This is a genomic window from Methylobacterium sp., from assembly GCF_028290105.1.
In the GTDB taxonomy this organism is placed as follows: domain Bacteria; phylum Pseudomonadota; class Alphaproteobacteria; order Rhizobiales; family Beijerinckiaceae; genus Methylobacterium.
Map to the genome: position 1 here is coordinate 1 of NZ_JAQGKL010000004.1, position 5847 is coordinate 5847.

The 5847-nt window shown below is 67.7% G+C and carries 4 protein-coding genes and 1 pseudogene; all 5 read left to right on the top strand.

Annotation, left to right across the window (positions count from 1 at the left end; genetic code table 11):
- Positions 1 to 585, top strand: a pseudogene (locus JWQ05_RS00190) (glutamate synthase subunit alpha); the annotation flags it as partial.
- A 194-nt stretch (positions 586 to 779) separates the two neighbouring features.
- Entirely contained in the window at positions 780 to 2210 is a 1431-nt protein-coding gene (locus JWQ05_RS00195; protein ID WP_299652666.1) for a glutamate synthase subunit beta, read from the top strand.
- A 122-nt stretch (positions 2211 to 2332) separates the two neighbouring features.
- Complete coding sequence (locus tag JWQ05_RS00200) at positions 2333 to 4636, top strand: FdhF/YdeP family oxidoreductase (protein WP_299652675.1); 2304 nt, start codon at positions 2333 to 2335, stop codon at positions 4634 to 4636.
- A gap of 65 nt (positions 4637 to 4701) precedes the next feature.
- The gene (locus tag JWQ05_RS00205) at positions 4702 to 5007 is read left to right on the top strand and encodes an RNA polymerase sigma factor region1.1 domain-containing protein (RefSeq protein ID WP_299652669.1); all 306 of its coding nucleotides are present in this window, start codon (positions 4702 to 4704) and stop codon (positions 5005 to 5007) included.
- Positions 5008 to 5203: 196 nt separating this feature from the next.
- Positions 5204 to 5847: 3-deoxy-7-phosphoheptulonate synthase (locus JWQ05_RS00210; RefSeq protein ID WP_299652672.1), on the top strand; the 644-nt coding region annotated here is incomplete at its 3' end.

The following is a 5847-nucleotide window of genomic DNA, read 5'->3' on the forward strand; positions in this document are numbered from 1 at the left end:
CTGAAGGCGCCGGGCTCGCACACCATCATGGCCGGCAACACCGTGCTGTACGGGGCCATCGCGGGCGAGGCCTACATCCGCGGCTCGGCGGGCGAGCGCTTCGCGGTTCGTAACTCCGGCGCCATCGCGGTGGTCGAGGGCATGGGCGACCATGGCTGCGAGTACATGACCGGCGGCGTCGTGGTGTCCATCGGCGAGACCGGGCGCAACTTCGCGGCCGGCATGTCGGGCGGCATCGCCTACGTCCTCGACGAGGACGGCTCGTTCTCGGCCCGCTGCAACCTGTCGATGGTCGATCTCGAACCCGTCGAGGAAGAGGACGACCTGATGCGTCGTCTTCATCAGGACGGTGACCTGGAGACCAAGGGGCGGGTCGACATCCTGGCCGACATGTCCGGCCACGACGAGGAGCGCCTGACTCAGCTCATCACCAACCACCTGAAGTACACGGGCTCCCCGCGTGCCAAGGCGATCCTCGAGGATTGGGCCGGCTACCGCACCAAGTTCGTCAAGGTGATGCCGGTGGAGTACCGTCGGGCGCTGCGCGAGATGGAGATGGCTCGGATGCCGGTGGCGGCCGAGTAAGCCCGGACGCACGACGGGAACGGCGAAGCCTGAATCGGCCGATCCGCCCGCGTGCGGTGCGGATCGGCGCTTCCGAACGGCTGACGTACGAGATGGACCGGCGGACCCGCCGGTCCGACGGAGAGAGCGGAACAGGCCGACCCGGCCGCCATCCGCGCGATGGATCAGGCAGACCTGCGAAAGACGATCAGACGATGGGTAAGGTCACGGGCTTCCTCGAATTCGACCGGCAGGAGCAGAAGTATCAGCTCGCCGCCGATCGCGTCCGCCACTTCCGCGAGTTCACGCTGCCGCTCGACGAGCACGATCTCAAGAAGCAGGCCGCGCGCTGCATGGATTGCGGCATTCCGTTCTGCCACGGTGACACCGGCTGCCCGGTCCATAACCAGATCCCGGACTGGAACGAGCTGGTCTACCAGTCGGACTGGGAGGAGGCGGCGCGCAACCTGCACTCCACCAACAACTTTCCCGAGTTCACCGGCCGCATCTGCCCGGCGCCGTGCGAGGAGGCCTGCACGCTGAACCTCGAGAACCAGCCGGTGGCGATCAAGACCATCGAGCAGGCCATCGCGGACCGCGCCTGGAACAACGGCTGGGTCAGGCCCGAGCCGGCCGAGCACAAGACCGGCAAGAAGGTCGCGGTGATCGGCTCCGGCCCCGCCGGCATGGCCGCGGCCCAGCAGCTCGCCCGCGTCGGCCACGAGGTCCACGTCTTCGAGCGCGAGCCGAAGGCCGGTGGCCTGCTCCGCTACGGCATTCCCGACTTCAAGATGGAGAAGCGCCACATCGACCGTCGCGTGAAGCAGATGGAAGGCGAGGGCGTCCGTTTCCACTACGGCGTCAATGTCGGGGGGAACAAGCCCCTCGACCAACTCACCGCCGAGTTCGACGCGGTTCTGTTCGCCGGCGGCGCCGAGGATCCGCGCAACCCGCAATTGCCGGGTCAGGATCTGGCGGGCGTGCACTACGCCATGCCGTTCCTCGTGCAGTCGAACCGCCGCGTCGGGGCCGAGCCGATGCCGGGCAACGGCGAGATGCCGATCCTGGCCACCGCCAAGAACGTCGTGGTGATCGGCGGCGGCGATACCGCGTCGGATTGCGTTGGCACCTCGTTCCGGCAGGGCGCTCTGTCGGTGACGCAGCTCGACATCCGCCCGCGTCCGCCCGAGCGCGAGGACAAGCTCTCGGTCTGGCCCTACTGGCCGACCAAGATGCGGACCTCGTCGAGCCAGGCCGAGGGTGCCGAGCGCGAGTTCCAGGCGGCCACGCTCCGCCTCGAGGGCAAGAAGGGCAAGCTCACCGGCGTGGTCTGCACCCGCGTCGACGAGAAGCGCCAGCCGGTCCCGGGCGGCGAGTTCGTGCTGCCGGCCGACCTCGTCTTCCTGGCGATCGGTTTTGCCGGGTCGGTCCGCAAGGGGCTCCTGGAGGAATCCGGCGTCGTGATGGACAAGCGCGGCAACGTCACCGCCAACGAGATTGACTACCGGACCTCGAACGAGAAGATCTACGCGGCCGGCGACATGCGCCGGGGCCAGTCCCTGGTCGTCTGGGCCATCCGGGAGGGTCGTCAAGCCGCCCGCTCGATCGACGAGGCGCTGATGGGCGCGAGCATCCTGCCGCGCTGAACCGACCGCCGCTCGGTTCCGGATTTCGGCGGCCGCGCCGTCGCAGTCCGGAACACCGGATGCCTACGCTTCATTGCCATCCTGACACCTGTTGAAGTCGGGACCTGCGCATGACCGAGCCGATGGCCGATCCGAAGATCGAACCCTATGACGGGCCGGCCGGCGGTTGGGGCTCGGCACGATCGCTGGCCGAGATCCTGACGCGGGAGCAGATCCCGGTCTCGGGTGCCGCGCTGCTCATGAAGCAGAACAAGCACGACGGCTTCATGTGCGTCTCGTGCGCCTGGTCGAAGCCCGCCAAGCCGAACACGTTCGAGTACTGCGAGAACGGCGCCAAGGCGACGGTCTGGGAGCAGACCGCCAAACGGGTCGGGCCGGACTTCTTCGCCCGCCACTCGGTCACCGAACTCCTGACCTGGACGGATTACGCCCTCGAGGAAAAGGGCCGGCTCACGCACCCGCTGCGCTACGATGCCGGCACGGACCGCTACGTGGCGGTCTCGTGGGAGGACGCCGTCGCGGAGATCGGCCGCGAGCTGCGCGCCCTCGATCCGAATTCCGTGATCTACTACACCTCCGGCCGGGCCTCCCTGGAGACGTCGTACATGTATGCGCTGATGGCGCGCATGCACGGCACCAACAACCTCCCCGATTCCTCGAACATGTGCCACGAACCGACCTCCGTCGGTCTCAAGGCGTCGATCGGCGTTGCGGTGGGAACCACGATCCTCGAGGATTTCGAGGCCACCGACCTGATCTTCTTTTTCGGGCAGAACGTCGGCTCGAACGCGCCGCGCATGCTTCACCCGCTGCAGGAAGCGCGCAAGCGGCGCGTGCCCATCATCACCTTCAACCCCCTGCGCGAGCGCGGGCTGGAGCGCTTCACGAACCCGCAATCGCCCACCGAGATGGTGACGCGGAGCTCCACCGAGATCTCGACCCAGTACCACCAGGTCAAGGCGGGCGGCGACATCGCGGCCATCACCGGCATGTGCAAGGTTCTCATCGCCGCCGACCGCGAGGCGATGGAGGTAGGCCGGCCACGCATCCTCGACGTCGATTTCATCGCCGAGCACACGCATGGTTTCTCCGAGTTCGTCGCCTATTGCGATGGGCAGGATTGGCCCGCCATCGAGGCCCGCTCGGGCCTGACCCGCGAGGCGATCGAGGCCGCCGCCTCGGTCTACGCCCGCGCCCGCTCGGTCATCGCCGTCTACGGCATGGGCCTGACCCAACACCGCCGGGGCACGGAGGGCGTGCAGATGCTCGTCAACCTCATGCTCCTGCGCGGCAATATCGGGCGTCCCGGCGCCGGGCTCTGTCCCGTGCGCGGCCACTCGAACGTTCAGGGGCAGCGCACGGTGGGCATCACCGAAAAGCCCGACCTCGCGCCGCTGGACAAGCTGAAGGAGCTCTACGGCTTCGAGCCGCCTCGCGAGACGGGCCGCAACACCGTGGAGGCCTGTGAGGGCATCGTCGCGGGCGAGGTGAAAGCGTTCATCGGTCTCGGCGGCAACTTCATCCGGGCCGTGCCCGACACCGTGCGGATGGAGGAGGCCTGGCGCGGGCAACGCCTCACGGTCCAGATCTCGACCAAGCTCAACCGCTCCCACCTCGTGCATGGGGCGGTGTCCTACATCCTGCCCTGCCTCGGCCGAATCGAGGTCGACGTGCAGGCGAGCGGGCCGCAATCCGTCTCGATGGAAGACTCGACCTCCTGCTTCCACGGCTCGCGCGGGCAGACGAAGCCGGTGAGCGACGCCGTCAGGTCCGAGACCTGGATCGTGGCCGAGATCGCCAAGGCGTTGCTGCCCCCGAACCCGAAGGTCGACTGGGATGCCTGGGTCGGCGACTACGCCAAGGTGCGCGACGCCATCGAGGCCACCTATCCGGAGGTGTTCCACGACCTCAACGGCCGGATGTTCGATCCGGGCGGGCTCCACAAACCGCTCGCCGCCCGCGACCGCAAATGGGCGACCGAGACGGGCAAGGCGAACTTCACGGTTCCGGGCGGGCTCGGATCCGATCCGGACATGCACACCGAGCGCCGCGACGTCCTCGACCTCATCACGCTGCGGTCGAACGACCAGTTCAACACCACGATCTACGGCTACGACGACCGCTTCCGGGGCGTGAAGGGCACCCGGATGATCCTGTTCATGAACGGGAACGACATGGAGCGCCTCGGCCTGTCCGACGGCGAGAGCGTGGATGTCGTGACGGAGGCGGCCGACGAATTCGCGCGCGAGGTCGGCGGACTGCGGGTGATCAAGTACGGTATCCCCGAGGGCAATGTCGGCGGCTACTATCCGGAGCTCAATCCGCTGATTCCCCTCTGGCACCACGATGCCCAGGCCAAGACCCCGGCGGCGAAGGCGATCCCGGTCCGCATCCGCAAGGCGGTGCCCATCGCCGTCTCCGATTGAGCTAAAAGCGGTTTTTCGGGTGAGCGTCCCTCGACGGACGGTGCCCGAGGCCCATAATCGGTGACATGGGACGTTCCAGCGAAGCGCACGACCGGCGACAGGCCATCATCGACCGGTTGCTCGCCGAGGCGCTGCATCCGGCCTCGGAGGATCGCAGCCCCAGCCACGACGCGCTCCCAGAGGATATGCGCCAGACCGTGGATTCCCTGTTGGCGAAGGCCGATGCCCGCCGCCAGCGCCGTCTGACCTACGAAGACCTCGAAGCGGCCCTGCCGCCCCGCGATGTCACGGCCGAGGATCTGGAGGCGATCTTCTGGATCCTTTCGGAGCACGGCATCGCCATCGAAGACGGGGATTCGGCCAGCGAGTGACCGGATGAGATTACACGCACCGCCTTTCAGGTGGTGCGGGCTCGAGGGTCCATCAAGCCGGCGCCCCGAGTGCGGCGCGAATGGCTGGCGCGTTCCGCTGCTCTCTCGCCTCTGCGAAAGATCCGCTCTATAAGCCGCGCTCTCCGCAGGGCTTTCCGCCCCGCGGACCCGACCGAAAGGCGGAACGGAGACGACCATGGCCGAGCGTTGGACACCGAAGACCTGGCGAAACCTGCCGATCCAGCAGGTCCCGGCCTATCCGGATGCCGCCGCGCTCGAATCGGTCGAGTCGCAGCTGTCGAGTTTTCCACCGCTGGTGTTCGCGGGCGAAGCGCGCAAGCTGAAATCCGCTCTGGCGCGCGTTTCCACCGGCGAGGCGTTCCTGCTCCAGGGGGGCGACTGCGCCGAGAGCTTCGACGAGCATTCGGCCGACAACATCCGCGATTTCTTCCGCGTGTTCCTGCAGATGGCTCTGGTCCTCACCTTCGCGGGCGGTTCGCCCGTGGTGAAGGTCGGCCGCATCGCCGGCCAGTTCGCCAAGCCGCGCTCTTCGCCCAACGAGACGATGGAGGGCGTGACGCTGCCGAGCTACCGCGGCGACATCGTCAACGGCCTCACCTTCACGGAGGAGGCGCGCGTCCCCGATCCGCGCCGTCAGCTCGAGGCGTACCGCCAGTCGGCGGCGACGCTGAACCTGCTGCGCGCCTTCGCCACCGGCGGCTACGCCAACCTCGAGAACTCGCACCGCTGGATGCTGGGCTTCGTGAAGGATTCGCCGCAATCCTCGCGCTACGCCGATTGCGCCGAGCGGATGACCGAGACCCTCGACTTCATGCGGGC